Below are 24989 nucleotides of genomic sequence, written 5' to 3' on the forward strand. Positions count from 1 at the left end.
GAGGTGCTGGACCGGCACCTGCACCACCTGCGGACGCCCCCTGCCCAGCCCTCGGAGCAGCCGCAGACAACCCGCAACCTAACGAAGCACTACTAAGGCCTGTCCGGCGGATCATGCCGGCGTCGCGTGGCCTGGCACGCACATCTGCGGCGTTGTCGTCGGTCGCCGACGCTCCGCGTCGACTCCGTCCTCCGCCTTGCAGCTGCACGCACCAGACCCCGCTCGGGTCGGCTGGAAGGCGCCGTTGCCCTGAGCCGACCTGATCCGCCGGACAGGCCCTCGCCGCCGTACCGGAACGGCCTTGCCCACACCGTGCGCCCGGCGCACCCTGTTCCTATGGGTGCCAACGACGGCCCTACGCTCATCGGCTCGGTTCAGCGCGCCTTCCGCCTGCTGGAGGTGGTGAGCGCGCACGAGAACGGCGCGCCGGCGAAGCAACTGGCACGGGAGACGGGCCTTCCCCTGGCCACGGCGTACCACCTGCTGCGCACGCTGGTCCACGACGGCTATGTCCGCAAGCTCGACGACGGCGGATTCATCCTCGGTGAGCGGCTGCAGACTCTGCACACGGCGGGCCGGACGCAGGCCCTGCTCAGCCGGATCCGGCCGACCCTCAGCGCGCTGCGGGACGAGTTGTCGAGCGCCGCGTACCTCACCTTCTACGAGGAGGGCGAGATCCGGGTGGCCGAGATCGTCGACGGTCCGCGCGCTCCCCGGGTCGACCTGTGGGTGGGGTTCGAGGACGCGGGGCATGCCACGGCGCTGGGCAAGTCCGTGCTGCGCGAGCTGGACGACGAGGCGCGCAAGGAGTATCTGTCCCGGCACCCGCTCGCCGACCTCACCCCCAGGACCATCACCAACCCCCCGGAGCTGCTACGACGGCTCGACTCCTCCCCGATGGCCCCGGCGGTCACGGACATGGAGGAGTACGCCCTCGGCACGGTCTGTGTCGCCGTGCCCGTCTACAGCGGAACCACCCTCGGCTCGCTCGGCGTCTCGCTGCGGGCCGACCGGCGCTCCCGGCTGGAGGAGACCCGCGCCCGGCTGGAGGAGGTCAGGGCTCGGCTGCTCCCCACCGCGAACCGTGTGACCCGGGGTCTGTCGCTCACTATCTGAAATCGCTGTCCTTGTCCCATCGGGGTTGAACCTATTTCCTGAATAAAGCAGACATTTCCCCGGGAGTGTGCCCCCACGCACAGTGAGGACAACGGACAAGCAATGAGTCAGGCCCCCGATCACGGACCCGATCACGGACCCGACCACTGGCCGAGGCGACTGGTCGCCGCCATGCCCGTACTGCCCATGCTGCTCGTCTCCTGTCTCGTACTCGTCGATCTCGTCGGCGGGTCCGGGACGACCTGGGTACCGCTGCTCGCCACGGGACCCGCGCTGGCCGCCACCACCAGCGGGCCGCGCGGCGTCCTGTGCGTGGGACTGGTGGCCGCCGTCCTGGACGTGACCCTCGGCCTCCGCGGCGGCGCCCCCGGCAGCGAGCTGGCGATCACGCTGGCCGCGCTGCTGGTCGTCACGCTGGCGTGCGGCGTGGCCAGCGCGCTGCGCGAGCGGCGCGAGCGCGTGCTGGCCGCCGTCCGTTCGGTCGCCGAGGCCGCCCAGCACGCGCTGCTGCAGCCCGTACCGTCGACGGTCGGGCCGTTCCAGGTGGCCGTCCGCTACAGCGCCGCCGCGGCCGAGGCCCGGATCGGCGGTGATCTCTACGCCCTGGTGTCCACGCCGTACGGAGTCCGGCTGATCGTCGGCGATGTGCGCGGCAAGGGGCTGCCGGCGGTGGGGACCGCGGCCCTGGTGCTCGGCGTGTTCCGCGAGGCCGCCCATGACGAGCCCGATCTGCTCGACGTCGTCGCACGCATCGAGCGGAGCCTGGCGCGCAACCTGGGCAGCGACGACTTCGTGACCGCCGTGGTCGCCGGATATCCGCGGGAGGGCCAGCTGGAGGTGGTCAACTGCGGTCACGCGGCACCGCTGCTGGTGCGTGACTCCGTGGTCGAGCCGGTGGATCCGGACCGTCCCGCGCCGCCGCTCGGCCTGCGCAGCCTGTCCGGCGAGACCCCGGCGCTGCATGTGCTCCCGTTCACCGACGGGGACCAGCTGCTGCTGTACACCGACGGCGTCACCGAGGCCCGCAACCGCGACCGCGAGTTCTACCCGCTGGCGGAGGGTCTGGCCCGGCACACCTGCGACGAGCCGGTCGACACCGTCACCGCGCTGCACGCCGAGCTGCAGGCCCATGTGGGCGGGCGGCTCCACGACGACGCGGCCCTGCTGCTGCTCCGTATGCCGGCCACCGCCGAAACCCCCGCGACCAGCGAGGCGCCCGAGTCCGGCCGCGTCGGATCGTGCGCCTCGTAGACCCACCGTCCCCCTCAGCGCCCCGAAGGGGTGCGCCCCGCCTCCCGCCCGGATCTCCCGGTGGCGCACCCCGTGCTAGAAATGAAGCATGGCCGGATTCCTCGGCCGCCTGCGCTCCCTGTTGAGCGCGCGTACCGTCGCCCGGCAGGTCTTCGTGCTCCAGGCGGCGATCGTCATGCTTCTCGTCGTCGCCGCGGTGGTGGCCCTGGTGCTCCAGGTGCGCGCCGACAGCAGGCGGGAGGCCGGCAATCGCTCCCTCGCCGTCGCCGAGTCCTTCGCGAACTCTCCGGGTGTCGTCGACGCCCTGGCGGACCCCGATCCAAGCGCGGAACTCCAGCCGCGTGCCGAGGCGGCGCGTGCGGCCACCGACGTGGACTTCATCGTCGTCATGGCGCCGGACGGCATCCGCTACACGCACCCCAACCCCGAGCAGATCGGCAAGCACTTCATCGGCACCATCGCCCCGGCCGCGGCGGGCGGGATCGTACGGGAGACGTACACCGGAACCCTGGGGCGGTCCGTGCGGGCCGTGGTCCCCGTGACCGACGCGGGCGGCAAGGTCGTCGGCCTGGTGGCCGCCGGGGTGACGCTGGACAGCGTGGGCGGGGTGGTGGACCACCAGCTTCCGTGGGTGCTCGGCGCCGCTGCCGCCGCGCTCGCCCTCGCCACCGGCGGCACCGCGCTGGTCAGCCGGCGGCTGCTGCGGCAGACGCACGGGCTGGGGCCCGCCGAGATGACCCGGATGTACGAGCATCACGACGCGGTCCTGCACTCCGTACGGGAAGGCGTGCTGATCATGGACGGCCGGCGCCGGCTGGCGCTGGCCAACGACGAGGCGCACCGGCTGCTCGCGCTGTCCGCCGACGCGGAGGGGCGGCCCTGCCTCGCCCTGGGCATCGGCAGCGACCTCGCCCGGCTGTTCGCCTCGGGGCGGGACGCCACCGACGAGGTGCACCTCGCGCAGGGCCGACTGCTGGCGGTCAGCCAGCGTTCCACCGACCGGGACGGCGGCCCGCCCGGCAGTGTGGCGACGCTGCGGGACACCACGGAGCTGCGGACCATGACCGGCCGGGCGGACGTGGCACGCGAGCGGCTGAAGCTGCTGTACGACGCGGGCCTGGAGATCGGCACCACCCTCGACGTCACACGCACCTCGCAGGAGCTGGCCGACTTCGCGGTGCCGAGGTTCGCCGACTTCGTCTCCGTCGACCTGGCGGATCCGGTGCTGCGGGGCGAGGAGCCGAAGGAGGGCCGCACCGACATGCGCCGTGTCGCCTTCCAGGGTGTGCGCGAGGGCAGCCCGCTCTATCCGGTCGGCAAGCTGATCAGCTTCGGCCCGAACACACCGCAGGCCTTCGGCTTCGGCTCGGGCGAGTCGGTGCTGGAGGCGGACATGCCCGCCTTCTCCGGCTGGCAGAAACAGGATCCCGCCAACGCCCGCAGACTCGTGGACTTCGGGATCCACGCGATGCTCACGGTCCCCCTGCGGGCCCGTGGCGTGATCATGGGCATGGCCACCTTCTGGCGCGCCGAGCGGCCCGAGCCGTTCGAGCAGGAGGAGATATCCCTCGCCGAGGAGCTGGTGGCGCGTGCCGCGGTCAGTATCGACAACGCCCGCCGCTACACCCGCGAGCACACTCTGTCGGTCACGCTCCAGCGCAGCCTGCTGCCCCGGGCCCTGCCCGAGCAGAGCGCCCTCGACGTCGCCTACCGCTATCTGCCCGCGCACGCGGCACAGGGCGGGGTCGGCGGTGACTGGTTCGACGTCATCCCGCTGCCGGGCGCGCGGGTGGCGCTGGTCGTGGGGGACGTGGTGGGGCACGGACTGCACGCGGCGGCCACGATGGGACGGCTGCGTACGGCGGTGCACAACTTCTCCACCCTGGATCTGCCGCCCGACGAACTCCTCGGCCACCTGGACGAGTTGGTGGCCCGTATCGACCAGGACGAGGGCGGCGGCGAGACAGCGCCGATCACGGGGGCGACCTGTCTGTACGCGGTGTACGACCCGTCCTCCGGACAGTGCGCCCTCTCCCGCGCCGGCCACCTCGAACCGGCCGTCGTGCACCCCGACGGCAGCGTCGAGTTCCTGACCGTCCCCGGCGGGGCGCCGCTGGGCCTGGGCGGCAGCCTGCCCTTCGAGGCGACCGAGCTGCGGCTGCCGGAGGGCAGCGGACTGGTGCTGTACACGGACGGGCTGGTCGAGGACCAGGGGATGGACATCGACGACGGCCTCCAGCGGCTGCGCCGGGCGCTCGCCGCGGCACCGCCCACCGAGGGCCGGACGCCGGACGAGACGTGCAAGGCGGTCCTTGAGGAACTGCTGCCCGAGCGTCCGCGCGACGACATCGCCCTCGTCGTCGCCCGGACACGGCTGCTCCCGGCCGACCGCACACAGTCCTGGGACGTCCCGGACGACCCCTCGGCCGTGGCCCGGGTGCGGGCGGCGGCAACGCGGACGCTGGCGGACTGGGGGCTGGCGGAAGAGGCGTTCACGACCGAGCTGATCCTCAGCGAGCTGGTCACCAACGCCCTGCGGCACGCCACCGGCCCGATCGGCGTCCGCCTGATCCGCGACCGCGCCCTGATCTGCGAGGTCTCCGACGGCAGCAGCACCGCCCCGCACCTGCGCAGCGCGGCCACGACGGACGAGGGCGGCCGAGGCCTGTTCCTGGTGGCCCAGTTCGCCGACCGGTGGGGCACGCGGTACACGGCGCACGGCAAGGTGATCTGGACGGAACAGCCGCTGCTGGGTACGTCGAACGGGCCGACGGCGCCGTAACGCGTGCGACGCGCGACACGGGAGGGGACGGCGCGCGGCACCTCCCGTGTCCGGCATCAGCGGGACCGGCCCACAGAATCCTCCCAGCGCGGCGTCTCAGTCGCCGTGCGCCTCCAGCGCCGCACGCACGCCCGACTCGAGGGCGCCCTCGATCCACGACGGTTTCACCGACGTGTGGTCCCCGGCGAAGTACAGCGGCCCCTCAGGGGTGCGGATGGCTTCCAACAGTTCCGTGTGCTGGCCGGGAAGGAGCACGGACGCCTCGCCGTACGCGTACGGATCGCGCAGCCAGCTCTGGGTGCGCCCGGCCCCGGTGTAGAAGACCTCGACGCGCTGGCCGTAGACCTGTTGCAGGCCCCGCAGCGCGTGCGGGTACCGGGCGTCCTCGTCGAGGGAGTCCCAGCGGGAGGCGTCGTCCGCCCAGCTGTAGGAGGCGAGGACGACGCCGCCCTTGCTGCCCTCGACCGGGTGGGAGGGGTTGATCATGAAGCGGTTGGAGTTGTCGGAGACCGAGCCGCCGCCGACGATGTGCGCCGCCTCGGGCTGATCACGGGTGGCCCAGCGGTTGGCGGCGTAGTGCACGCGCTGCGCGTCGCTGATGTGGCCGGCCGGGACGGAGGGGTGGGCGCCGAGGAGGCTGCCGTCGGCGGGTGCCTTGCCCTTGCGGTAGTCGTCGTAGAGCCCGGGCCGTACGGCATCCAGCTCCCGCTTCCAGTCGGCCTCGCTGAACTCCCACCAGCGCAGGCCGAATTCGAGCAGCACCTTGGTCGCGCTGTCGTAGTGCAGCTCGGCGACCGCGCGCCGCTTCCGGTACGACATCAGCGGGCTGATCTGCACCTGCCTGAGCCCCGAGAACGGCACCGTGACGATCGCGAGGTCGGCGGTGAACTGCTCGCGCACGACCTTGCCGTCGCGTCCCTCGGAGACGGTGTCGATCCAGACGTGCGGGCCGTCGGCGCTGACGTGCGAGGTGTCGGTGGCGCCGGGCCGGCCGGGGGCCCAGTACTCGACGTGGGTCGCGCGCCGGTCGAGGCGCAGGATGTCGGCGACTTCCTTCAGCAGCGCGTCCGGGAGGGTCGCCGTGCCGCCGACCAGCTCCCAGAACGCGGTGTCGGGGCTGATCAGCGACTGGCTGATGAAGCTGTGGATGAAGGAGAGCGGCAGCCGCGAGGTGAGGTTCTCCAGCGTGCCGATCAGGTCGACGGTCCGTTCGTCGAAGCCCGCCTCCTCGGTCAGGAACCGGTACATCGACCAGTCGCCGTACTTCTGCACGACCCGCGCCCAGCCCTTGACCCGCTCGGGCATCGGCTTGTCGACGCGCTTGCCGTCGGCGCCGACGGTGCTGAACTCGTCGCGTACGGGGTCCAGTGCGCGGCGCAGAATGGTCGAGGACGGCGTGTCCCAGTACTCGCGCGGGACGCCGAAGGAGCGGTTGATCCGACGGGGTGCTCTGGCGTACTCGGAGCGGCGCACGCGGATGCCGTTGACGTGCAGCCAGGCGTTGTTGACGGGCTTGCCGTCCGCGTCGACGTCGACGAGGTGGAACCGGCGGCGCTCGACGCCGAGTTGGTCGATCAGCTGCATCACCAGCGGATGGCTGCCGGGGATGCGCATCGCACCGGCCTCCGCGTACTGGGCCGGGTCGGCGAACGCCTGTGCCGCGTGCTCGTGCCCGCCCGTGCGGAAGGTCTTGATGCGGCCGCCGACGCGGTTGCCGTTGGCCTCGACGAGCGTGACCTGGTGCCCGGCCCGCTTCAGCAGCCAGGCGGCCACCAGTCCGGCGGGCCCGGCGCCGACGACGAGGATCTTCCTGGCCGTCTTCGTCGTCGCGCGCGGCAGCCCGGAGTCGAGGATCTTCCGGTACGCCGGTGCGAGCGGCCGGTCGTGGTCGTCGACCAGCAGCAGGGCACGCGCGACGGCCAGGCAGGTGTCCCAGTCGGCGGTGGACTTCGGTCGCCGGAGGGCGGCGGGTGCGGCAGCCGCCGATGTGGGGGTCAAGGCGGCCAGGGCGGCCGTCGTGGCGGATGCCGTCGTGAAGTGCCGCCGGGACAGGGAAGTCGGGCCGGCAGGGGCACGGTGATTGTCCATGTGCCTTGGATACGGAGGCAGTTGGGTGACCGGAGGCCATTCCGTCGGTTCATCACCTGAACGGGCAAGCGCACCATCACGCGGCGGTGCCGGGTGTGCGTCCGCGCGCGGGTTTGTGGAGCGCGCATGACGAAACCGTTGACGGCGAGACGGGCCACTTTTATCTTCTGACCCGATCACGATCGGAATCACGAACTTCGTTCGAAATTACGGACAGGGACGGTCTCGCATGCCTCGGATGTCTCGAATGTTTCTGGCGATGCTGGTCGCGCTCGCCGCCTGCCTCGTCGCCCCCTGCTCCCCCGCCCAGGCCGCCGTCCCCGGCTCCCCCGCCGTGACCTACACCAACCCGATCGCGGAGAAGCGGGCCGACCCGCACATCTTCAAGCACACCGACGGCTACTACTACTTCACCGCGACCGTCCCCGAGTACGACCGCATCGTGCTGCGCCGGGCGACCACCATCCAGGGCCTGTCGACGGCCCAGGAGGTCACCATCTGGACCAAGCACTCAAGCGGAGTGATGGGCGCGCACATCTGGGCGCCGGAGATCCACTTCATCGACGGGAAGTGGTACGTCTACTTCGCCGCCGGCGCCACCAACGACATCTGGGCGATACGGATGTACGTCCTGGAAGGCACCGGCGCCAATCCGCTGACCGCCACCTGGGCGGAGAAGGGGCAGATCAGGACCCAGTGGGAGAGCTTCTCCCTGGACGCCACGACCTTCGTCGTGAACGGGGTCAGATATCTGGCCTGGGCCCAGCGCGACCCGTCCGTGAACAACAACACGGACATCTACTTCGCGAGGATGGCCAACCCCTGGACCATCACCGGCACTCCGGTGATGCTGTCACGGCCCACCTACTCCTGGGAGACCGTCGGCTACAAGGTCAACGAGGGCCCGGCGGTGATCCAGCACGGCGGCAAGGTCTTCCTGACGTACTCCGCCAGCGCCACCGACAGCAACTACTGCCTGGGCATGCTGACCGCGTCCGCGACCGCCGACCTGCTCAACTCGGCGAACTGGAGCAAGAGTTCGTCGCCGGTCTTCACCAGCAACGCGAGCACCAGCCAGTACGGGCCGGGCCACAACTCCTTCACCGTCTCCGAGGACGGCAAGTCCGACATCCTCGTCTACCACGACCGCGGCTACAAGGACATCACCGGCGACCCGCTCAACGACCCCAACCGCCGCACCCGCGTCCAGAAGCTGTACTGGAAGGCCGACGGCACCCCCGACTTCGGCATCCCGGTCGCCGACGGGGTCACGCCGCAGCGCTTCTCGTCGTACAACTTCGCCGACCGCTTCATCCGGCACTGGGAGTACCGGGCCCGTATCGAGGCCAACGTCTCCCCGCTCGCGGACTCGCAGTTCCGCGTGGTCACCGGCCTGGCAGGCAGCGGCACGGTCTCCCTGGAGTCCACCAACTTCCCCGGCTACTACCTGCGGCACAAGAACTCCGAGGTGTGGGTGGAGAAGAACGACGGCACGGCGGCGTTCGCGTCCGACGCCAGCCTCCACAAGCGAGCCGGGCTGTCGGACCCGGCGGGGGTGTCCTACGAGTCGTACAGCTTCGCCGGGCGCTATGTCCGGCACTACAACTACCTGTTGCAGGTGCAGGCACTGAGCACGGCCACGGACAGGGCGGACGCCACGTTCTACGCCCAGTGAGAGGGCAAGGGAATCAGAAGACGAGGGAATCAGAAGACGACGGACCAGCCTTCCCGGCCGGCCTGCTCGGCGGTGTACGAAACGCCGTCCACCTTGAGCCTGTCGGCGTCGAGGAGGCTGATCTCGCCGCCGTGGTTGCCGAGTTGGGCGCCGCCGCCGAGCCGGACGGTGAGACTGGCGCCGGCCGCGAGCGGGCCCGCCGGTACGGCTGAGCGCCGGCCCAGCCGGTCCTGGAGCTGCCAGCCGGTCAGGTCGACGGGGTCGGGTGAGGCGTTGAGGAGGGTCACGGTCTCGGCCTCGGGGGCGGGGCCGCGCGGGTTGACGAGCGCCGCGATGATCCGGACGGGCCGGGTGCCCGGCACCGGGCGTGAACCGTCGACGCCCTCGATGGGGTGGCCGGTGACGTCGTCCGTCTTCCAGGACTGGCTCTGGAAGGCGAGGAAGATCCCGACCCAGCGGGACTGCGCCGGGAAGTGGATGAGCAGTCCGCCGTCCTGCCAGACGCCGTCGTCGCCGCGGAAGCGGCCGCTGTTGCCCTGGTTCATATGGATGTCGTGGACGCCGTTGCCGGGCAGAAAGCCGAAGATCTTGTCCTTGACCCTGGCCTCGGGCCCCCAGCGCTCGCCGAACAGATGGACACGGGCCTCCTGGTCCGCGACCGCGCGGCGCACGGAGTGGTCGAGGAGGTCGGCGAGGTCGTTGTCGGGGCCCGCGAGGTCCGGTGGCAGCTTCCGCATCAGGGCCGGGTCGAAGAGGTTGCCGCGCACGAAGTCGAGGTTCGGGCCGCCGGGGCCGGGCGGCAGGGAGTTCCAGCCGCTCGCGAGTCCCTCCAGGCGGGCCGTGATCGGGTGCCGGAAGTCCTCGCTGACGAAGTAGAGCAGCTCGGAGGGCTGCTGCTGGGACAGGACATTGACGGCGGCACGGTAGTCGGTGCCCTGATCGTCGGTGATGTGGATCTGGTAGTGCGGCGAGTCGCCGCCACCCTCGCGCCGGGTGTCGACGGCTCGTCCGATCAGTACGCCGTAGGCCTTCAGCGGCATGACGACCAACTCCCCCTGCAGGCGGGCGGATTGCCCGCTCTTGGGAGGAAGGGTACGGGGTGGGTGCGGCATCCGAAGGCGAGTTCACCTCACGTACGTCTGCGCGCCTACACGGGCTGGACCGACTGCACGACCCGTCTACGCCCGCGCTCTGACCAGCGCGGATCCCACAGGACCGGCCCGTAGGATCACCTCCGTGGCGAACTTCCTCCTCGAACGGACCGTCCCGCTCCCCCTCCCCGAGGCGTGGCGCCGCCTGACGGAGTGGCCCCGCCACGCCGACGTGGTCCCCCTGACCCGCGTCCGCATCACGACCCCCGAGCCGACCCACGAGGGCACGCTCTTCGTCGCCCGCTCCGGAATCGGCCCGCTCTCCTTCGACGACCCGATGGAGGTGACGGTGTGGCAGCCGCCGGGGGACGACGACACGCCGGGCCTGTGCCGGTTGGAGAAGCGGGGCAGGGTCATGACGGGGTGGGCCGAGATCGAGGTGCGGCCCGGGCCGGGTGGGCGGGCGCGGGTGGTGTGGCGGGAGGAGATTCGGGTGCGGTTCGTGCCGGGGGCCTTGGACGGGGTGGTCGAGCGTGCGGCTCGGTTTGTGTTCGGGCGGGCACTGAACCGTCTGCTGCGACGGCCGTGACGGAGCTATCCGCCGACGCGACGGGTCGGGCCGAAGGCCGAGTCGGGCAGGAGCCGCCGCAGGGCCTGTCGGGACTCCGGGTCGGCCGAGCAGAGTAGGACGCCTTTCGCCGCACGGGTGAGCAGGATGCGGTAGGCGTTCCTGATCAGTCGGTCGGCTTCCGCGTCCGATACCCACTTACTCGCGAGCGTTGTGGAGTCGCTCTCCTGCCGCACCGTCGTCCAGCGTCCCTCGCGATGCACGAAGTCGGGCCCCAGCACCACACCGCACCAGTCGAACTCGAAGCCCGCGGCACCATGGATGGTGCCGACCTGCTCGAATCCGGAGGCGTCCCCGGCCCAGCGCCCCGGTGGGGTCGGCGCATGCCAGGGGCGACGCCAATCGCCGACGACGACCTCGCCCCTGACCTGCCCCTCCTCCTCGGAGGCGGGCACGGACCAAGGCCAGCACAGACCGGCCGTCATTCTCGCCGACTCGCCCTCGGCCAGTCGCCCCCGCAGGAACGTCTCCATCTCCTCCGGATCAGAAACCGCCAACACGTGGTAACGGCCGTCCTGCTGCCAGGAGACGGCGTCCGCGCCGTCGTCGCCCAGAAGGGCGGAGACCCACCGCGGGTAGGTGAGACTGCCGCCGAAGCGGAGGGGGTTGCGCAGGTCGACGTGCACGGTAGGCAGGCCCTTGTCACGCGCGGACTGCAGAATCCGCTCGGCGGAGCCGACGTGGTCGTGGCTCCAGGTCATGCCCTCGTCGACGAGGAAGACGGTGACGTCCGCGGCGTTCAGCAATCGCTCGATCTCCGGCTGAGCCGACCTCTCGGCCTTGGGGATGTAGCGGCCGTCCGACCTGGGACGGGTTAGCTGGGCGTCATCGCAGACCAGCAGCGGGAGCCTGGCGGGTACCCGGGAGCCTCGCGTGTCCGGGGAGGGCACGTGGAAGGGGAAGCGGACCCAGTCGGGCTTCTCCGTCCGGCCTCCGCGCAAGGCCACTCGCAGGCGCTCTGTCAAGTCGCGCAGTCCGGAGACGTACATCGTGTCGGGATGCGTGCGCCGGGCTTCGGAGAGCAGCATCAGAGCGGCGGCGGTCTTCCCCGTGCCCGCTGCGCCGCTCACCACGACGACCAGCCGTTCGCCACGGCGCAGGGCCGACCTCGCGTGGGCCAGGACGGCCGACTGTCCACCGAGGGCGTAGAAGGGGGGCCGTATGTCCAAGTCGGCGGCGGCCTGCAGTACGGTCCGCCGCGGAAGCAGATGCCCGGACAGCAACGCGTCCGCTGCCGGCGCCCCCGGCCCGGATCCCAGGCGTGACTTCAGATACTCCCTCATCTCGGCCCGCTGGTCGGCCGTGAATAGCCAAACGCGGGGCTCGTCGACCGGGGGCACCATCCGGTCGACCTCCGTTTCGCTCGCCTGAGGCAGGAAGACCAATGCCTCCAGGCGTTCGTGGGTCCGGTTCAGGACGGCGTGCGTGGCGACGAGCTGCTCCCAGCGGCTCCGGGCGCGCTCGACCGGATTGACCTCCTGGCGGACCGCCTTGCGGCCGGGCCTGCACAGTCGCGGATCCCCCTGATGGAAGGCCAGACCCCGCCATCCCCTCAACTCGACGACCAGGTACGACGGTTCACCACTCTCCGGATCCTCTCCCGCGAGCGTGACATCCGTGGACTCGTCCCCCGGCCCCGCATATCGGCCGATGATCACCTCGACGTCCCGGAGACCCGCCTCGACGAGCAGCTCCGCCAGCTCGCTCACTCCGCGCCGCCACTGACCCAGCTCTCCGCGCCGCAACGGGCCCTCCGGCGACGAGGCCCGCGCGGCCCGCACCTCTCGCTCGATCCATCCCAGCGCGTCCGGAACGGCCAGCGTCCCGGCCGGGGCGCGGAAGACCCGGCCGACCCAGGTCTCCTCATTTACGAGTGCGTCCAGCTCAGACGCACTCTCGGAGGCGGACGACTCGGGCTCGAGAGCGGACGCGAGCTCATAGACGTCCCCGCGGGGTGTGCGCAGCCGTACCGGTCCGTCCCCAACGGTCACGGTACGGGCCTCGCCCACGGGCACCGTCACCGTGCGCGTGGCATGTTCCGTACCGCCCTCGTCGGCCAGCACCTCGACCACCCGGGGATCCGTGTCCGGTACGAGGATGCCGGTGTCCTGCATGGTTCCGGCGCCGGCGCTCAGGGTCAGGGTGCCCCGGCCCCGGGCCACGGTCAGCACCGCGTCCCCGATCGACTCGACGATGAGAGCGACATCGGCAGCGGTCACGTCGGGCGGGGGGAGCGCCTGCTCCAGGCCTGCGTCGGGAACTTGCTGCGCCGCGGCCGTGACCAGCTGCCAGGCCCGCACACTTTCCCGCGCGGCCTCGGGCAGCCGGGACCAGGCTCCGGACAGCCAGTCGGCGACGCCCTCGCGCCGCTCCTCGACGAGGGCGCGCAGGGCGGGCGACAGCAGCTTGCCGACGATCTCCTCGCCATCGCGGAAAGCCAACCGCCCTGTCACGTCAAGCCAGTTGAGCCGTTCCTCCACGTAGAGTGCGGGCGAGATGTGCTTGTGTACCTCCGCCACGACCTCTCCGAGGCGCAGGATGGGGTCACCGGGGTCGGCGGTCGCCACCCGTTCCACGAGCTCTGCCCTCAGCACGGGCAGCAGCTCGGGACGCAGGGCCATCGCATACGGTGTCCGCGCGGCTACCCAGGCACTGAACCAGAGATCCGCCTCGTCACCCGCGTCCAGGAGTGGGAACACCTGGAGCCGTACGGCTCGGATCAATTCCGGTTCGATACGCGTGGCGACACTCAGGGCGGCAGCCAACTCGCGGGCACCCGGCGCTGGTTCGGGGAGTCCGCGCAGCGCCGCCGGAAAGGGCGGGCGGGACCGCAGGACGTGGCGGCGCGCGGCGGCCTCGGCCTGCGGTCCGGGGATCCTGACGAGCACGTCGAGGAAGGCGCGGTTCTGGGCTCGGCTCAGAGCCGCGGGGTCGGGAATGAGGGGGAGGACGGCGGGGCCGAGGGCCGCGAAGGCCGCTGCCTCGTCGGCGGTGCGGGGCGGGAGGTGGCCGGCGATGCGGTCCATGACCGCTTGGCGCACGGACGGTTCCACCTCGCGCGCCTCGGCCAGGCAGGAGGTGGCGAGCAGGTAGAGACGCAGCGCGGCAGAGCGTTCGTGCTCGGCGTCGCCGCGCTCGACGAGTTCCGCCATGATCTGCGCCCGTTCCCGTGGCCTGGCCAGCCCCACGGCGCTCAGCAGGGTGTCCCGCCACCTGTCGTCGTCCGCGTGCTGCAACAGCTCGGGGAGGTAGTCGTCGGCCACCAGGGTTCTCGCCGCGAGGAAGTCCTGGAACGCGCGGTGGATGAACGCGACAGCCCCAGGGGCAGGACTTTGCAGCACACCCGAGCGCTCGAGGAAGTGAGAGAGGATCTCCTCCGGAACGCGGTCGGCCAGAGACGGCATGCTCGGCAACGCGAAGGCAAGCTGCCTGACCGCGGCTTCGATCGACATCTCGGTCGTGCCGTTGCGAAGCATCCAGCAGGCCAAGCGCCCCAGCAACGCGTACTGGTCCCCCTCGGCCAGGCCGCTCACCGGCGACTCGATACCTCGCTCCGCGTCGTGCCGGACCAACATCTCAAGGAAAGCCGAGTAAAGAGCCGTCCGATCCCCGGGCAGTAAGCCTCGACGGTTCACGTAAAGGGCGCACAGCATCGCGCACATCAGGGGATTGCTCGCCAGGGCCGAGAAATCCGCCCGGGTGCGCAGGAGTTGGAGGAGCGACTTCTCGTACGCCCGGTTCTCCGCTTCGTCGGCCCCTGTCGCAAGCCTCGCACGGTACCACCCGCGCACGAAGGTCTCCCTGTCGTGCGCCGCCAGGGGCGGCAGGACCACGTCGGCGAAGCCTTCGAGGCCACCCTCTGGAATCGCTGGGGAGCGGCTGCTCACGATCCATCGGTTGCCGGGGTACGCGTCGCACATGTCGGCGAGCCATGCGAGTACCAGTCGCTTGTCGGAGGCGTTCACCTCGTCCAGCCCGTCGAGCAGCACAAGCCCCCGTCCTTCGGTGAGGACGCGAGCGACCCAGTCTTCGGGTTGCTCGAAATTGAGCGGGCATTGGACCGCCGAGAGAAACTGGCTCGGGAACGGCATGGCCCCACGCCGGATCACCGAACGCAGAGGGAAGAAGAACGGCACCACGGAGAGCCGAGTGACTCCCATCTCCAGGTCCAACTGCGCAGTTCGAACCGCAAGCCACTGGAGTGAGGTCGTCTTGCCCGAGCCCGCCTCACCGCGCAGGACGACCCGAGGCCCACCATCGAACACTCTGTCGATTGAAGCCACATGTGCGACCTCGAGCGGCAGCAGATCCGGCGTATAGTCCGCATTGAGACCGTAGACGGCCAACTTCCCATGTCTGGCGACGACATAGGCTTTGTACCGCGCCTCGAATGCCGAGTCGCGCCGTCCGGTGAAATCCAACGCTCGCGAGCACAGCGACCCGAAAAGCCTTCGACAATCCTGTTCCGTCGACGAGCTCAGCGAGCCGGCCCGCACCTCGGCCAAGATCTGAAAGGCCAGTTCGTCAGGACTCGCATCCCAGTCCCGGACCTCGTCCTGCTTCTGGGCGAGCAGCACGAGAGCATCCCGCAGCTTGTCGGTGAGGGCATGCGACTCGCTTGCGGGACCTTCCAGTTGGCCATGCGACCCGGCACGCAGCACCATGCGGGAGGCACAATCGCGCGCTAGGCCTTCGTCAACCGTGGCAGCGTCCCTGAAAGCGGCCTGCAGATACGGCAGGACGTCCTCCGCCGCCACCAGTTCCCCCGGACTCCGCTCCACGCACCCGAGTATGTCCGAGTCCTTTGCCTGCAACCATGCCGATCCGTCAGAATCCATCCGTGGAGGCTCTCGGGGGGAACACGCCCATATCGGTGGTCTGGCAGCGGCAGCATGTCTGGTCGCAGGCCGCGACACGGCAGAAGAAGTCCGTCGAGCGCGCCCGGCTCCAAGCTCTGGCCCTCGGCATCCTCGCGGCTGTCTCCGGTACCGCCGCCGCCCAGACGATGGACGCTTGGGCCCCGCTGGGCCGCACGCTCGCGTTCGTCGCCGCGTTGGCCGGTGCCCTGACTCCCCTGGTGGCTACGCGTTCCGGTCCGGGGCCCGCCGCGGACTGGATCCGTCTGCGGGCCATTTCGGAATCGCTGAAGTCGGAGACCTACTGCTACCTCGCCGGTGTCGCCCCGTATCGTGGCCCGGACCGTGACGCAGTGATCCAAAACCGCCTTGTCGAACTCGAACGCGACGCTGCCGACCTGGTCCACCACACCCCCGGAACAACGGCCGCCGACCGCCCGCTTCCCGACGTGAAAGACGTCGCAGGCTACGTCGACCGGCGCCCCGAGCAGCAGATACGCGAGTACTACCTCCCCCGGGCCCTGCGCATGCGCGGCCGGGTCACCATGATCCGCCGTCTCGAGGTGTTCTTCAGCCTGTGCGGCGCCGCCCTCGGCGCGACAGCAGGCGCCTTCGAGATCGACCGGGCCGGCGTGTGGGTCGCGGTCTGCGCGACGATCGCCACCGCCGTGACCGCTCATGGGGCGGCCTCGAAATACGGGTACCAGGAACTCGAATACACCCGTACTGCCCACGAGTTGAGGGCGCTGCTGATGACTCGTACGGGCCCGTCGGCGCTCACGGAGGCCGAGGAGGACGCGTTCGTCGCCGCATGCGAGGACATCATCTCGGTGCAGAACGACGCCTGGATGGTCAAATGGACGACGGCGTAAGGCGCACCCGGCATGATCGACGTGTTCATCAGTCACAGCTCGAAGGGCGATCCGCTGGCCCGGACGGTGCGCACATGCATCGTCGGCGGGCTCGCCGCCATGAACTACGGGGTCAAGGTGGACACCAAGGCCCTGAAACGGGGCCGCGAATGGTGTCTCCAACTGATGCGGTGGATGGCCGACTGCGGTGCCGCCGTCGTCCTGCTGAACGAAGCGGCCCTCAGCTCCCACTGGGTGCGCCGTGAGGTCAACATCCTGATGTGGAGACGGGCCCTGTGGCCGTCGCTGCGCGTCTTCCCCGTGCTGGTAGGAGATGTGACGACCAGTCGGCTCAAGGAGGCCGGCTTCGGCGACCTTCTTGCGCTGGAGTGTGTTCGCCTGCCGCACGAGGACGGCGAGGACGAGGAGGAGTACGCCCGGAAGCTCACCGCGGCCGTACTCGCCGAGTTCGCCGATCTGCCAGCGGTGAGAGCCGAAGCCGATCACATGCGCCACTGGATCGAGGACGTCGCGACGCTGCTGGACATGTCAGACGCCCCAGGGGCGTTACGGGCCGCGGGCCGGGCGCTGGGCATCGACGACCATGACCTCCACCTGTTGGACGCGCACGTCGGCGCCGGGGAGTTCCTCGCCCACCACATGCTGGCCACGGCCCCCGCAACGGGGCTCAGAACGGCAGTGCACGAGATCGCGCGCAGGCGGCGGCTGAGCAGCGACGACCTCGCCTCTCTCATCACTCTGCTCACGCCCACCTGGATCGACGGCGACGCGGCCCGACGGCTGCTGCCTCCCGACGGGCTGTCCGCCAAGCGTCTCGTGGCGCTGAACGCGCGGGGAGCTGACACGGCCGGGCAGTATGTGGACCGCGCCATGTGCCGGCAGATCATGTACTACCGGTTCCGTACCGCAGGCGGTATCCCGGTGGGCGAGGACGCTCTCGAAGAGCTTGCCGACGAGTGCGTGGAGGCGGTACGCCAGGTCCTGCACGCTCCGCCCTGGCAGGACCACCGCAAGTTCCGCCCGGAACCCGACTTCCTGCACTGCCTGATCCTCAACGTGCGCGAGGTACGCCCGCAGTTGGTCGAGCAGCTCGTCGCCCGGCTGCATGAACTGTTCCCCTGGCTGCTGATCGTGCTCTTGTGCGACGAGTGCGATCCGAGCCGGGCCCGGCTCGCCCCGCTGCTGAAGGATCTCGTGATCCTGCCCGACCTCACCGAGGACGAGGAAGCATTCGGCTACCGGCTCACCCACGAGCTCCGTGGCCTGCCCGATCGCCTGAACGGCCTGGAGGTAAGTGCATGAGCGGGGAAGAACCGGTCCGCGAACCGCGCAGCCTTGACGCTCCCGATCTCCGGAGCGACTCCGTCTACATCATGTCCGAGCGCATCGAGCTCGCGGTGAAGGTCGCCCTGGCCACAGGTCGGCCGCTGCTTCTGCGCGGGGAGCCCGGCTCGGGCAAGTCGTCGCTGGCACCGTACATCGCCCGTCAACGGGGCTGGCGCTACTACGAGCACGTGGTCACCTCGCGCACGGCAGGCAAGGACCTGCTGTGGACGTACGACCATGTGCGCCGGCTCAGTGACGCGCAGGTGCGCGGTGCCGGAGCGGGAACAGACGCTGAGCTCCACGACGAGGACTACGTGACTCCGGGCCCGCTGTGGTGGGCGTTCGATCCTCAGTCGGCTGCTGGCGACGGGAACTACGCTCGGCTCCGGCGCATCGATCCCTGGCAGGCACTCAACGAGCGCCGTTCGCCCGACAGTTCGGTCGTGCTGATCGACGAGATCGACAAGGCGGACCCGGACATGCCGAACAGCCTTCTGGTTCCGCTGGGTTCACGGTGGTTCCTGGTGCAGGAGACCGGGCAGATGATCCACCAGCGCCGGACCGGCGCCGGTGACGGAGACGGTCTGCTCGTCATCATCACCACCAACGAGGAGCGGGAACTTCCCCAGGCGTTCCTGCGCCGCTGTGTGGTTCTCTCGCTCGAGGCACCGGACGAACCGCGTCTGGTGGCAATCGCCGCGGCCCACTTCCACGTGTCCTACGGGGCGTTCACACCCGGGGACGAAACGCTCGCCGCAGAGCTCGCCGCCGCTCTGCTGGACACCCGCGCCCAGGCCCGGGAGAAGGGTCTGCGCCCGCCCAACACCGCCGAGTACCTGGACGCGCTGCACGCCTGCAAGCAACTGGGCATCGACACCAGGGACCGGCTCTGGCCGCAGCTCAAGGAGCTCACCCTCCTGAAGTCGCAGCAACCGGAGGCCTGACATGCCGTCGATGCGTTCCCCCGGCATCTGGCTCGGCGATCTCGCCCGGGCGGTCACAGCCGTCGGGGCCTCGGACCCTCAGGCCCTACGTGCCGTCGCCGACCTGCTCGGCATCACGCCCGCCGGGGAGAGAATCCGAACCGCCCCGCCGGGACACCAGGCCGACGATCAGCCGCTCTGGCTGCCACCCCCCACCTCGGCGTCCGGCGAGATGGGCACGTCCGACCTCGCGCTCCCCCCTCGCACGGCCCCGACCGTACCTGTGCCCCCGTCCGGTGAGGGCCCACGGCTTCTCACGCCGGTCTACCGCGAGCCCCGTACACCGACCGTGTGGGCCACCCCCTCGCTGCCGCCCGCCTCACGTGCCGCACGCCCGGCGCCCCGCCGCCCCCTCCTGGCGCCCCGGTCCGCGTCCGCGATCGTCCAGGCCGCGGTGTCGCGCCAGGAGGCCGACCGGGACGTGGACATCGAGCAGGCCGTGGCCCGGCTGGCCAAGGGCTTGCCGTTGCCCACGCTGCCCCGGCTGCCCGCAGCCACTCTGCGCTTCGGAGCACAGGTGCTGGTGGACCGCGGCATCGGCATGCAGCCCTTCCACCGGGACCAGGACGACCTCGCGACCCTCGTCAGGAACACCGTCGGGCACGACGCTACAGAGGTGCTCTACTTCGAGGACTCCCCGCTCGACGGGACCGGTCTCGAGGCACGGTGGACATGGTGCGCGTACGAACCGCCGCCCACCGGGACCCGGGTACTGATCCTCACCGACCTCGGCCTCGGTGGGCCTCCCCACGCACGGCGAGGCGGCCGCGTGGCGTGGGAGCGCTTCTTCGCACTGCTCGCCCGGGCGAGGTGCGCGGCCGTCGTGTTCGTCCCCTATCCTCAACGGCGCTGGCCCGACTGGGCCGCCGACCTCGTCCGCATGGTGCCCTGGGACCGCAGAACCACGGTCGGCTGGGTCCGGACGCACCACGCTCCCGCTGTCCGGCACAGCACCGGTGACCTTCACAGCACCGGTGCCAAGACGAACTGACCGGCAGGATCAGGCCACCGACCCGATTCGTCCCGTCGGCGTGGACGTGGACGTCGTGTCGTGATGGATCGGCGTGTGCGCGCCGGTCAGTGAGACCCCGCTGCCGCCCCGCCGGTTGGCGACGATCTCCGACGCGATCGACAGGGCCGTCTCCTCGGGCGTACGGGCGCCCAGGTCAAGGCCGATCGGGGAGCGCAGCCGCGCCAACTCCAGCTCGGTGACGCCGACTTCGCGCAGTCTCTCATTGCGGTCCAGGTGTGTGCGGCGCGAGCCCATCGCCCCTACGTAGGCCACCGGCAGCCGAAGCGCCGTCCGCAACAGCGGTACGTCGAACTTCGCGTCGTGGGTGAGCACGCACAGGACGGTCCTGCCGTCCACGTCCGTGCGCTCCAGGTACTTGTGCGGCCACTCGACGACGATCTCGTCGGCGTCCGGGAAGCGGGCCTTCGTCGCGAAGACCGGGCGGGCGTCGCACACGGTCACGTGGTAGTTCAGGAACTTGCCGATCCGTACCAGCGCCGACGCGAAGTCGATCGCGCCGAAGACGATCATCCGGGGGGCGGGGACGGAGGACTCGACCAGGACGGTGAGCGGGGCTCCGCAGCGCGAGCCCTGCTCGCCTATCTCCAGCGTGCCCGTACGGCCCGCGTCCAGGAACGCGCCCGCCTCCGCGGCGACCGTGCGGTCCAGTTCGGGGTGGGCGCCGAAGCCACCGTCGTACGTGCCGTCGGGGCGGACCAGCAGCGTCCGCCCCATCAGCTCCGGCGGCCCCGACACGATCCGTGCCACCGCCGCCGCCTCCCCGCTCGCGGCCGCCCGCAGCGCGGACGCGAGCACGGGGCATGCCGGGTCGGTGGAACGTACCGGGGTGACCAGGATGTCGATGACACCCCCGCACGTCAGGCCGACGGCGAAGGCGTCCTCGTCGCTGTACCCGAAGCGTTCGAGGACCGTCTCGCCGTCCTGGAGCGCCTGTTGGCACAGCTCGTACACCGCGCCCTCCACACAGCCGCCGGAGACCGACCCGATCGCCGTGCCGTCGGCGTCCACCGCGAGCGCGGCGCCGGGCTGGCGGGGTGCGCTGCCGCCGACCGCCACCACGGTGGCCACGGCGAAGTCACGGCCCTGCTCGACCCACCGGTGCAGCTCTTCGGCGATGTCCAGCATCTGTCGGTCTCCTTAACAGCGGTTGTGCGGAGGGCGGTTCACACTGACCGGCGCACCGGCTAGTGCACGCCCATCCAGCTCTCAATGGGATTGAGGGCGAAATAGACCAGGAAGATGCCTGTCAGGGCCCACATGAACGCCCCGATCTCCCGTGCCTTGCCCTGAGCGATCTTGATGGCGACGTACGAGATGACACCGGCCGCGACACCGGCCGTGATGGAGTACGTGAACGGCATGATCACGACGGTGAGGAACACCGGGATCGCGGTGGCCCGGTCGGACCAGTCCACGTGCCGCGCGTTCATCATCATCATGGCGCCGATCACCACCAGGGCCGCCGCCGCGACCTCGCCCGGCACGATCGCCGTCAGCGGCGTGAAGAACAGACAGGCCGCGAAGAACAGGCCGGTGACGACCGAGGAGAGACCGGTACGGGCACCCTCGCCGACGCCGGTCGCGGATTCGACGAACACCGTCTGGCCGGACGCGCCGGACACTCCGCCGATCGCACCGCCCGCGCCGTCGATGAACAGCGCCTTGGACAGGCCCGGCATCCGGCCCTGGTCGTCGGCGAGCTTGGCCTCGGTGCCGACGCCGATGATCGTCGCCATCGCGTCGAAGAACCCGGCGAGCACCAGGGTGAACACGATCATGCCGACCGTCATCGCGCCGACCTCGCCCCAGCCGCCGAACTCGACGTTGCCGAAGATCGAGAAGTCGGGCATGGACACCGCGCTGCCGTGCAGTTCGGGAGCGCCACTGGCCCACTGCTTGGGGTTGATGACGTCGAACGTGTTCAGGGCGACGGCGAGTACGGTGCCGCCGACGATGCCGATCAGGATCGCGCCGGGGACGCCGCGCGCCTGGAGCATGAAGATCGCCAGGAGCGTGACCGCGAAGAGCAGCACCGGCCAGCCGGCCAGTTCGCCGGCCGGGCCGAGGGTGACCGGGGTCGCCTCGCCCTGGTGCACGAAACCGGCCTTGTAGAAGCCGATCAGGGCGACGAACAGGCCGATGCCCATGGTGATCGCGTGCTTCAGCGCGAGCGGGATCGCGTTCATGATCATCTCGCGCAGGCCGGTGACGACCAGCAGCATGATGATCACGCCGTACATCACGCACATGCCCATGGCCTGCGGCCAGGTCATCTGCGGGGCGACCTGCGAGGCGAGGACGCCGGAGACGGAGAGGCCGGCGGCGAGGGCGAGCGGCACCTTGCCGAAGAAGCCCATCAGCAGCGTGGTGAAGGCCGCCGCGAACGCGGTCGCGGTGATCAGCGCCTTCTGGGCGACCGTGTCGCCCGCCGCGTCCTTGCCGGACAGGATCAGCGGGTTGAGCAGAAGGATGTACGCCATCGCCATGAAGGTCGTGACGCCGCCGCGCACCTCGCGCGCGACTGTGGAGCCTCGATGGGATATGTGGAAGTACCGGTCGAGCCACGACCTGCCGGCCGGGACGCGGGTTCCTTGACCCGCGTCCTCTGCGGCGGTCGTCGGCTCCAGTGACTGCTGGGTCATGTGGGCCTACTCCCAAGGTTCATAGGGGCACCCGCCTCGACCACCTGACGGTCGTCAACCACGTGCGCGGCTGCGGGATTTGGGAAGGTGCTTCGGCCGCACGACCCGGGGGACGGCCCGAGACGAACGAACAGGATCTGTGCTGCTGGTACTTGCGAGTCCCGACCTGCCGCGAGCGGTGCGGCGCGTCGAGTACTCCGGGCGGTGCGGTGGAGTGTGTGACGTTCCCTCACACCGCCCGGAGGGTCTTGCGGGATTCCTTACGCCGTGCCGGTGAGGTGTTCCGGCCGTACCGGCGTCCGGTTCAGCTCCAGCCCGGTCGCGTTCCGGATCGCCGCGAGGACGGCCGGGGTCGACGACAGGGTGGGGGCCTCGCCGATGCCCCGCAGCCCGTACGGGGCGTGGTCGTCGGCGAGTTCGAGCACATCGACGGGGATGGTCGGCGTGTCGAGGATGGTGGGGATGAGGTAGTCCGTGAAGGAGGGGTTGCGCACCTTCGCGGTCTTGGGGTCGACGATGATCTCCTCCATGACCGCCACACCGAGACCCTGGGTCGTACCGCCCTGGATCTGGCCGATGACGGACAGCGGGTTGAGCGCCTTGCCGACGTCCTGGGCGCAGGCCAGCTCGATCACCTTCACCAGGCCGAGCTCGGTGTCCACCTCGACGACGGCGCGGTGCGCGGCGAAGGAGTACTGGACGTGGCCGTTGCCCTGGCCGGTGCGCAGGTCGAAGGCCTCGGTCGGACGGTGCCGCCACTCGGCCTCGATCTCGACCGCCTCGCCCTCGAGCACGTCCACCAGGCCGGCGAGCACCTCGCCGCCGTCGGTGACGACCTTGCCGCCCTCCAGGATCAGCTCGGCGGTGGCCCAGGCCGGGTGGTAGGAGCCGAACTTGCGGCGCCCGATCTCCAGGACCTTCTCCCGGACCAGCTCGCAGGAGTTCTTGACGGCGCCGCCGGTGACGTACGTCTGACGCGACGCGGACGTCGAACCGGCGCTGCCCACCTGGGTGTCCGCCGGGCGGATCGTCACCTGTGTGACGCCCAGCTCGGTGCGGGCGATCTGCGCGTGGACGGTGACACCGCCCTGGCCGACCTCCGCCATGGCCGTGTGCACGGTGGCGACGGGCTCGCCGCCGACGACCTCCATGCGCACCTTGGCGGTGGAGTAGTCGTCGAAGCCCTCGGAGAAGCCGACGTTCTTGATGCCGACCGCGTAGCCGACACCGCGCACGACGCCTTCACCGTGCGTGGTGTTGGACAGACCGCCGGGCAGCTGCCGTACGTCCGCGCCCTCGCTGGACTCCCACTGGCGCTCCGGCGGCATCGGCATCGCCTTGACGCGGCGCAGCAGTTCGGCGACCGGCGCCGGGGAGTCGACCGGCTGCCCGGTCGGCATGATGGTGCCCTGCTCCATGGCGTTGCGCTGCCGGAACTCGACCGGGTCCATGCCCAGTTGCTTCGCCACCTTGTCCATCTGTGCCTCGTACGCGAAGCACGCCTGGACCGCGCCGAAGCCGCGCATGGCGCCGCAGGGCGGGTTGTTGGTGTAGAGGGCGATGGCCTCGATGTCGACGTCCTCGACCACGTACGGGCCGATCGCGAGCGAGGAGGCGTTGCCGACGACCGCGGGGGACGCGGAGGCGTAGGCGCCGCCGTCCAGCACGATGCGGCACTTCACATGGGTGAGCTTGCCGTCCTTGGTGGCGCCGTGCTCGTAGTAGAGCTTGGCCGGGTGGCGGTGGACGTGTCCGAAGAAGGACTCGAAGCGGTTGTAGACGATCTTGACCGGCTTCCCGGTCCGCATCGCCAGCAGACAGGCGTGGATCTGCATCGACAGGTCCTCGCGGCCGCCGAAGGCACCGCCGACGCCGGAGAGCGTCATCCGGACCTTGCGCTCGGGCAGGCCGAGGACCGGGGCGATCTGCCGCAGGTCGCTGTGCAGCCACTGGGTGGCGATGTAGAGGTGGACGCCGCCGTCCTCGTCCGGCACGGCGAGGCCGGACTCCGGGCCGAGGAAGGCCTGGTCCTGCATGCCGAAGGTGTACTCGCCCTTGACGACGACGTCGGCCCGCTTCGCCGCCTCGGCCGCGTCGCCGCGGAAGATCGGCTGGCGGTGGACGATGTTCGGGTGCGGGACGTGGCCGCTGTGGTGGTCGTCGCGGCCCTCGTGGATGAGGATCGCGTCCGGGGCGGTCGCGGAGGCCTCGTCGGTGATGACGGGCAGCTCGCGGTAGTCGACCTTGATCTTGGCGGCGGCGCGGCGCGCGGTCTCCGGGTGGTCGGCGGCGACGATGGCGACCGGCTCGCCGTGGTGCCGTACCTTGCCGTGCGCGAGGACCGGGGTGTCCTGGATCTCCAGGCCGTAGTTCTTCACGTCGGTCGGCAGGTCGTCGTACGTCATCACGGCGTAGACACCCGCCATGGCCAGCGCCTCGCTCGTGTCGATGGACACGATCTCGGCGTGCGCGACGGTCGACCGGAGGATCTGGCCCCAGAGCATGTCCTCGTGCCACATGTCGGACGAGTACGCGAACTCGCCGGTGACCTTGAGGGTGCCGTCCGGGCGGAGCGTGGACTCGCCGATGCCGCCCTTGGTCTGGGAACCCTGGGTGATCTTCGTAGGAGCGCCATTGGTGGGCATG

15 protein-coding genes are annotated in these 24989 nt (G+C 70.4%); 9 read left to right on the forward strand and 6 right to left on the reverse strand.

Features of this window, described 5'->3' with window-relative positions; all coding sequences use genetic code 11:
- Positions 1 to 336 precede the first annotated feature (336 nt).
- The 3 genes from ACZ7NC_RS18280 to ACZ7NC_RS18290 all read left to right on the forward strand — a co-directional run bounded on the left by ACZ7NC_RS18280 (position 337) and on the right by ACZ7NC_RS18290 (position 5149).
- A complete protein-coding gene (locus ACZ7NC_RS18280; protein WP_471489412.1) occupies positions 337 to 1116 on the forward strand; it encodes an IclR family transcriptional regulator in 780 nt (259 codons plus the stop codon).
- A gap of 102 nt (positions 1117 to 1218) precedes the next feature.
- Entirely contained in the window at positions 1219 to 2367 is a 1149-nt protein-coding gene (locus tag ACZ7NC_RS18285) for a PP2C family protein-serine/threonine phosphatase (protein WP_471489414.1), read from the forward strand.
- A gap of 88 nt (positions 2368 to 2455) precedes the next feature.
- Complete coding sequence (locus tag ACZ7NC_RS18290) at positions 2456 to 5149, forward strand: SpoIIE family protein phosphatase (protein WP_471489416.1); 2694 nt, start codon at positions 2456 to 2458, stop codon at positions 5147 to 5149.
- 96 nt (positions 5150 to 5245) lie between these two features.
- On the opposite strand, the gene ACZ7NC_RS18295 is transcribed toward ACZ7NC_RS18290, so the two are convergent.
- The gene (locus tag ACZ7NC_RS18295; RefSeq protein WP_471489418.1) at positions 5246 to 7237 is read right to left on the reverse strand and encodes a flavin monoamine oxidase family protein; all 1992 of its coding nucleotides are present in this window, start codon (positions 7235 to 7237) and stop codon (positions 5246 to 5248) included.
- A 247-nt stretch (positions 7238 to 7484) separates the two neighbouring features.
- Between ACZ7NC_RS18295 and ACZ7NC_RS18300 the strand changes: the two genes are divergently transcribed.
- A complete protein-coding gene (locus tag ACZ7NC_RS18300; RefSeq protein WP_471489716.1) occupies positions 7485 to 8912 on the forward strand; it encodes a family 43 glycosylhydrolase in 1428 nt (475 codons plus the stop codon).
- Between the two features lie 29 nt (positions 8913 to 8941).
- On the opposite strand, the gene ACZ7NC_RS18305 is transcribed toward ACZ7NC_RS18300, so the two are convergent.
- Positions 8942 to 9952: a DUF2278 family protein gene (locus tag ACZ7NC_RS18305; RefSeq protein WP_471489420.1), complete on the reverse strand. Its 1011-nt coding sequence runs from the start codon at positions 9950 to 9952 to the stop codon at positions 8942 to 8944.
- Positions 9953 to 10148: 196 nt separating this feature from the next.
- Between ACZ7NC_RS18305 and ACZ7NC_RS18310 the strand changes: the two genes are divergently transcribed.
- On the forward strand, positions 10149 to 10592 hold the full coding sequence (locus tag ACZ7NC_RS18310) for an SRPBCC family protein (protein WP_471489422.1): 444 nt from the start codon (positions 10149 to 10151) through the stop codon (positions 10590 to 10592).
- 5 nt (positions 10593 to 10597) lie between these two features.
- On the opposite strand, the gene ACZ7NC_RS18315 is transcribed toward ACZ7NC_RS18310, so the two are convergent.
- Positions 10598 to 15469 carry a DNA/RNA helicase domain-containing protein gene (locus tag ACZ7NC_RS18315; RefSeq protein ID WP_471489424.1) on the reverse strand — a complete coding sequence of 1624 codons (4872 nt, stop codon included), beginning with the start codon at positions 15467 to 15469 and terminating at the stop codon, positions 10598 to 10600.
- 2 nt (positions 15470 to 15471) lie between these two features.
- Here ACZ7NC_RS18315 and ACZ7NC_RS18320 point away from each other — a divergent pair, with 2 nt between their 5' ends.
- The 4 genes from ACZ7NC_RS18320 to ACZ7NC_RS18335 are packed head-to-tail and all read left to right on the forward strand — an operon-like array spanning position 15472 to position 19659.
- Complete coding sequence (locus ACZ7NC_RS18320; protein ID WP_471489426.1) at positions 15472 to 16359, forward strand: DUF4231 domain-containing protein; 888 nt, start codon at positions 15472 to 15474, stop codon at positions 16357 to 16359.
- Between the two features lie 12 nt (positions 16360 to 16371).
- On the forward strand, positions 16372 to 17661 hold the full coding sequence (locus tag ACZ7NC_RS18325; protein WP_471489428.1) for a toll/interleukin-1 receptor domain-containing protein: 1290 nt from the start codon (positions 16372 to 16374) through the stop codon (positions 17659 to 17661).
- Positions 17658 to 18629 carry an AAA family ATPase gene (locus ACZ7NC_RS18330; RefSeq protein WP_471489430.1) on the forward strand — a complete coding sequence of 324 codons (972 nt, stop codon included), beginning with the start codon at positions 17658 to 17660 and terminating at the stop codon, positions 18627 to 18629. Before ACZ7NC_RS18325 ends, ACZ7NC_RS18330 begins: the two co-directional genes overlap by 4 nt.
- Before the next feature lies 1 nt (position 18630).
- The gene (locus ACZ7NC_RS18335) at positions 18631 to 19659 is read left to right on the forward strand and encodes a hypothetical protein (RefSeq protein ID WP_471489432.1); all 1029 of its coding nucleotides are present in this window, start codon (positions 18631 to 18633) and stop codon (positions 19657 to 19659) included.
- A gap of 9 nt (positions 19660 to 19668) precedes the next feature.
- Here ACZ7NC_RS18335 and ACZ7NC_RS18340 read toward each other — a convergent pair whose 3' ends face one another.
- From ACZ7NC_RS18340 to ACZ7NC_RS18350, 3 genes are all read right to left on the reverse strand, one after another.
- Positions 19669 to 20826: an XdhC family protein gene (locus tag ACZ7NC_RS18340; protein ID WP_471489434.1), complete on the reverse strand. Its 1158-nt coding sequence runs from the start codon at positions 20824 to 20826 to the stop codon at positions 19669 to 19671.
- A gap of 59 nt (positions 20827 to 20885) precedes the next feature.
- A complete protein-coding gene (locus ACZ7NC_RS18345) occupies positions 20886 to 22343 on the reverse strand; it encodes an NCS2 family permease (protein WP_471489436.1) in 1458 nt (485 codons plus the stop codon).
- Positions 22344 to 22603: 260 nt separating this feature from the next.
- Positions 22604 to 24988 (reverse strand): xanthine dehydrogenase family protein molybdopterin-binding subunit, encoded by a 2385-nt coding sequence (locus tag ACZ7NC_RS18350; RefSeq protein WP_471489438.1) that lies wholly within the window; start codon positions 24986 to 24988, stop codon positions 22604 to 22606.
- Position 24989 lies beyond the last annotated feature (1 nt).

It is taken from the genome of Streptomyces sp. NPDC111802, assembly GCF_055634335.1.

What these genes read in the sequence shown, in the direction of transcription:
- ACZ7NC_RS18340 (WP_471489434.1), bottom strand. Translation starts at nt 20,826, where the DNA reads ATGCTGGACATCGCCGAAGAGCTGCACCGGTGGGTCGAGCAGGGCCGT.
- ACZ7NC_RS18350 (WP_471489438.1), bottom strand. Translation starts at nt 24,988, where the DNA reads ATGCCCACCAATGGCGCTCCTACGAAGATCACCCAGGGTTCCCAGACC.
- ACZ7NC_RS18280 (WP_471489412.1), top strand. Translation starts at nt 337, where the DNA reads ATGGGTGCCAACGACGGCCCTACGCTCATCGGCTCGGTTCAGCGCGCC.
- ACZ7NC_RS18300 (WP_471489716.1), top strand. Translation starts at nt 7,485, where the DNA reads ATGTTTCTGGCGATGCTGGTCGCGCTCGCCGCCTGCCTCGTCGCCCCC.
- ACZ7NC_RS18315 (WP_471489424.1), bottom strand. Translation starts at nt 15,469, where the DNA reads ATGGATTCTGACGGATCGGCATGGTTGCAGGCAAAGGACTCGGACATA.
- ACZ7NC_RS18295 (WP_471489418.1), bottom strand. Translation starts at nt 7,237, where the DNA reads ATGGACAATCACCGTGCCCCTGCCGGCCCGACTTCCCTGTCCCGGCGG.
- ACZ7NC_RS18335 (WP_471489432.1), top strand. Translation starts at nt 18,631, where the DNA reads ATGCCGTCGATGCGTTCCCCCGGCATCTGGCTCGGCGATCTCGCCCGG.
- ACZ7NC_RS18345 (WP_471489436.1), bottom strand. Translation starts at nt 22,343, where the DNA reads ATGACCCAGCAGTCACTGGAGCCGACGACCGCCGCAGAGGACGCGGGT.
- ACZ7NC_RS18285 (WP_471489414.1), top strand. Translation starts at nt 1,219, where the DNA reads ATGAGTCAGGCCCCCGATCACGGACCCGATCACGGACCCGACCACTGG.
- ACZ7NC_RS18305 (WP_471489420.1), bottom strand. Translation starts at nt 9,952, where the DNA reads ATGCCGCTGAAGGCCTACGGCGTACTGATCGGACGAGCCGTCGACACC.
- ACZ7NC_RS18330 (WP_471489430.1), top strand. Translation starts at nt 17,658, where the DNA reads ATGAGCGGGGAAGAACCGGTCCGCGAACCGCGCAGCCTTGACGCTCCC.
- ACZ7NC_RS18325 (WP_471489428.1), top strand. Translation starts at nt 16,372, where the DNA reads ATGATCGACGTGTTCATCAGTCACAGCTCGAAGGGCGATCCGCTGGCC.
- ACZ7NC_RS18290 (WP_471489416.1), top strand. Translation starts at nt 2,456, where the DNA reads ATGGCCGGATTCCTCGGCCGCCTGCGCTCCCTGTTGAGCGCGCGTACC.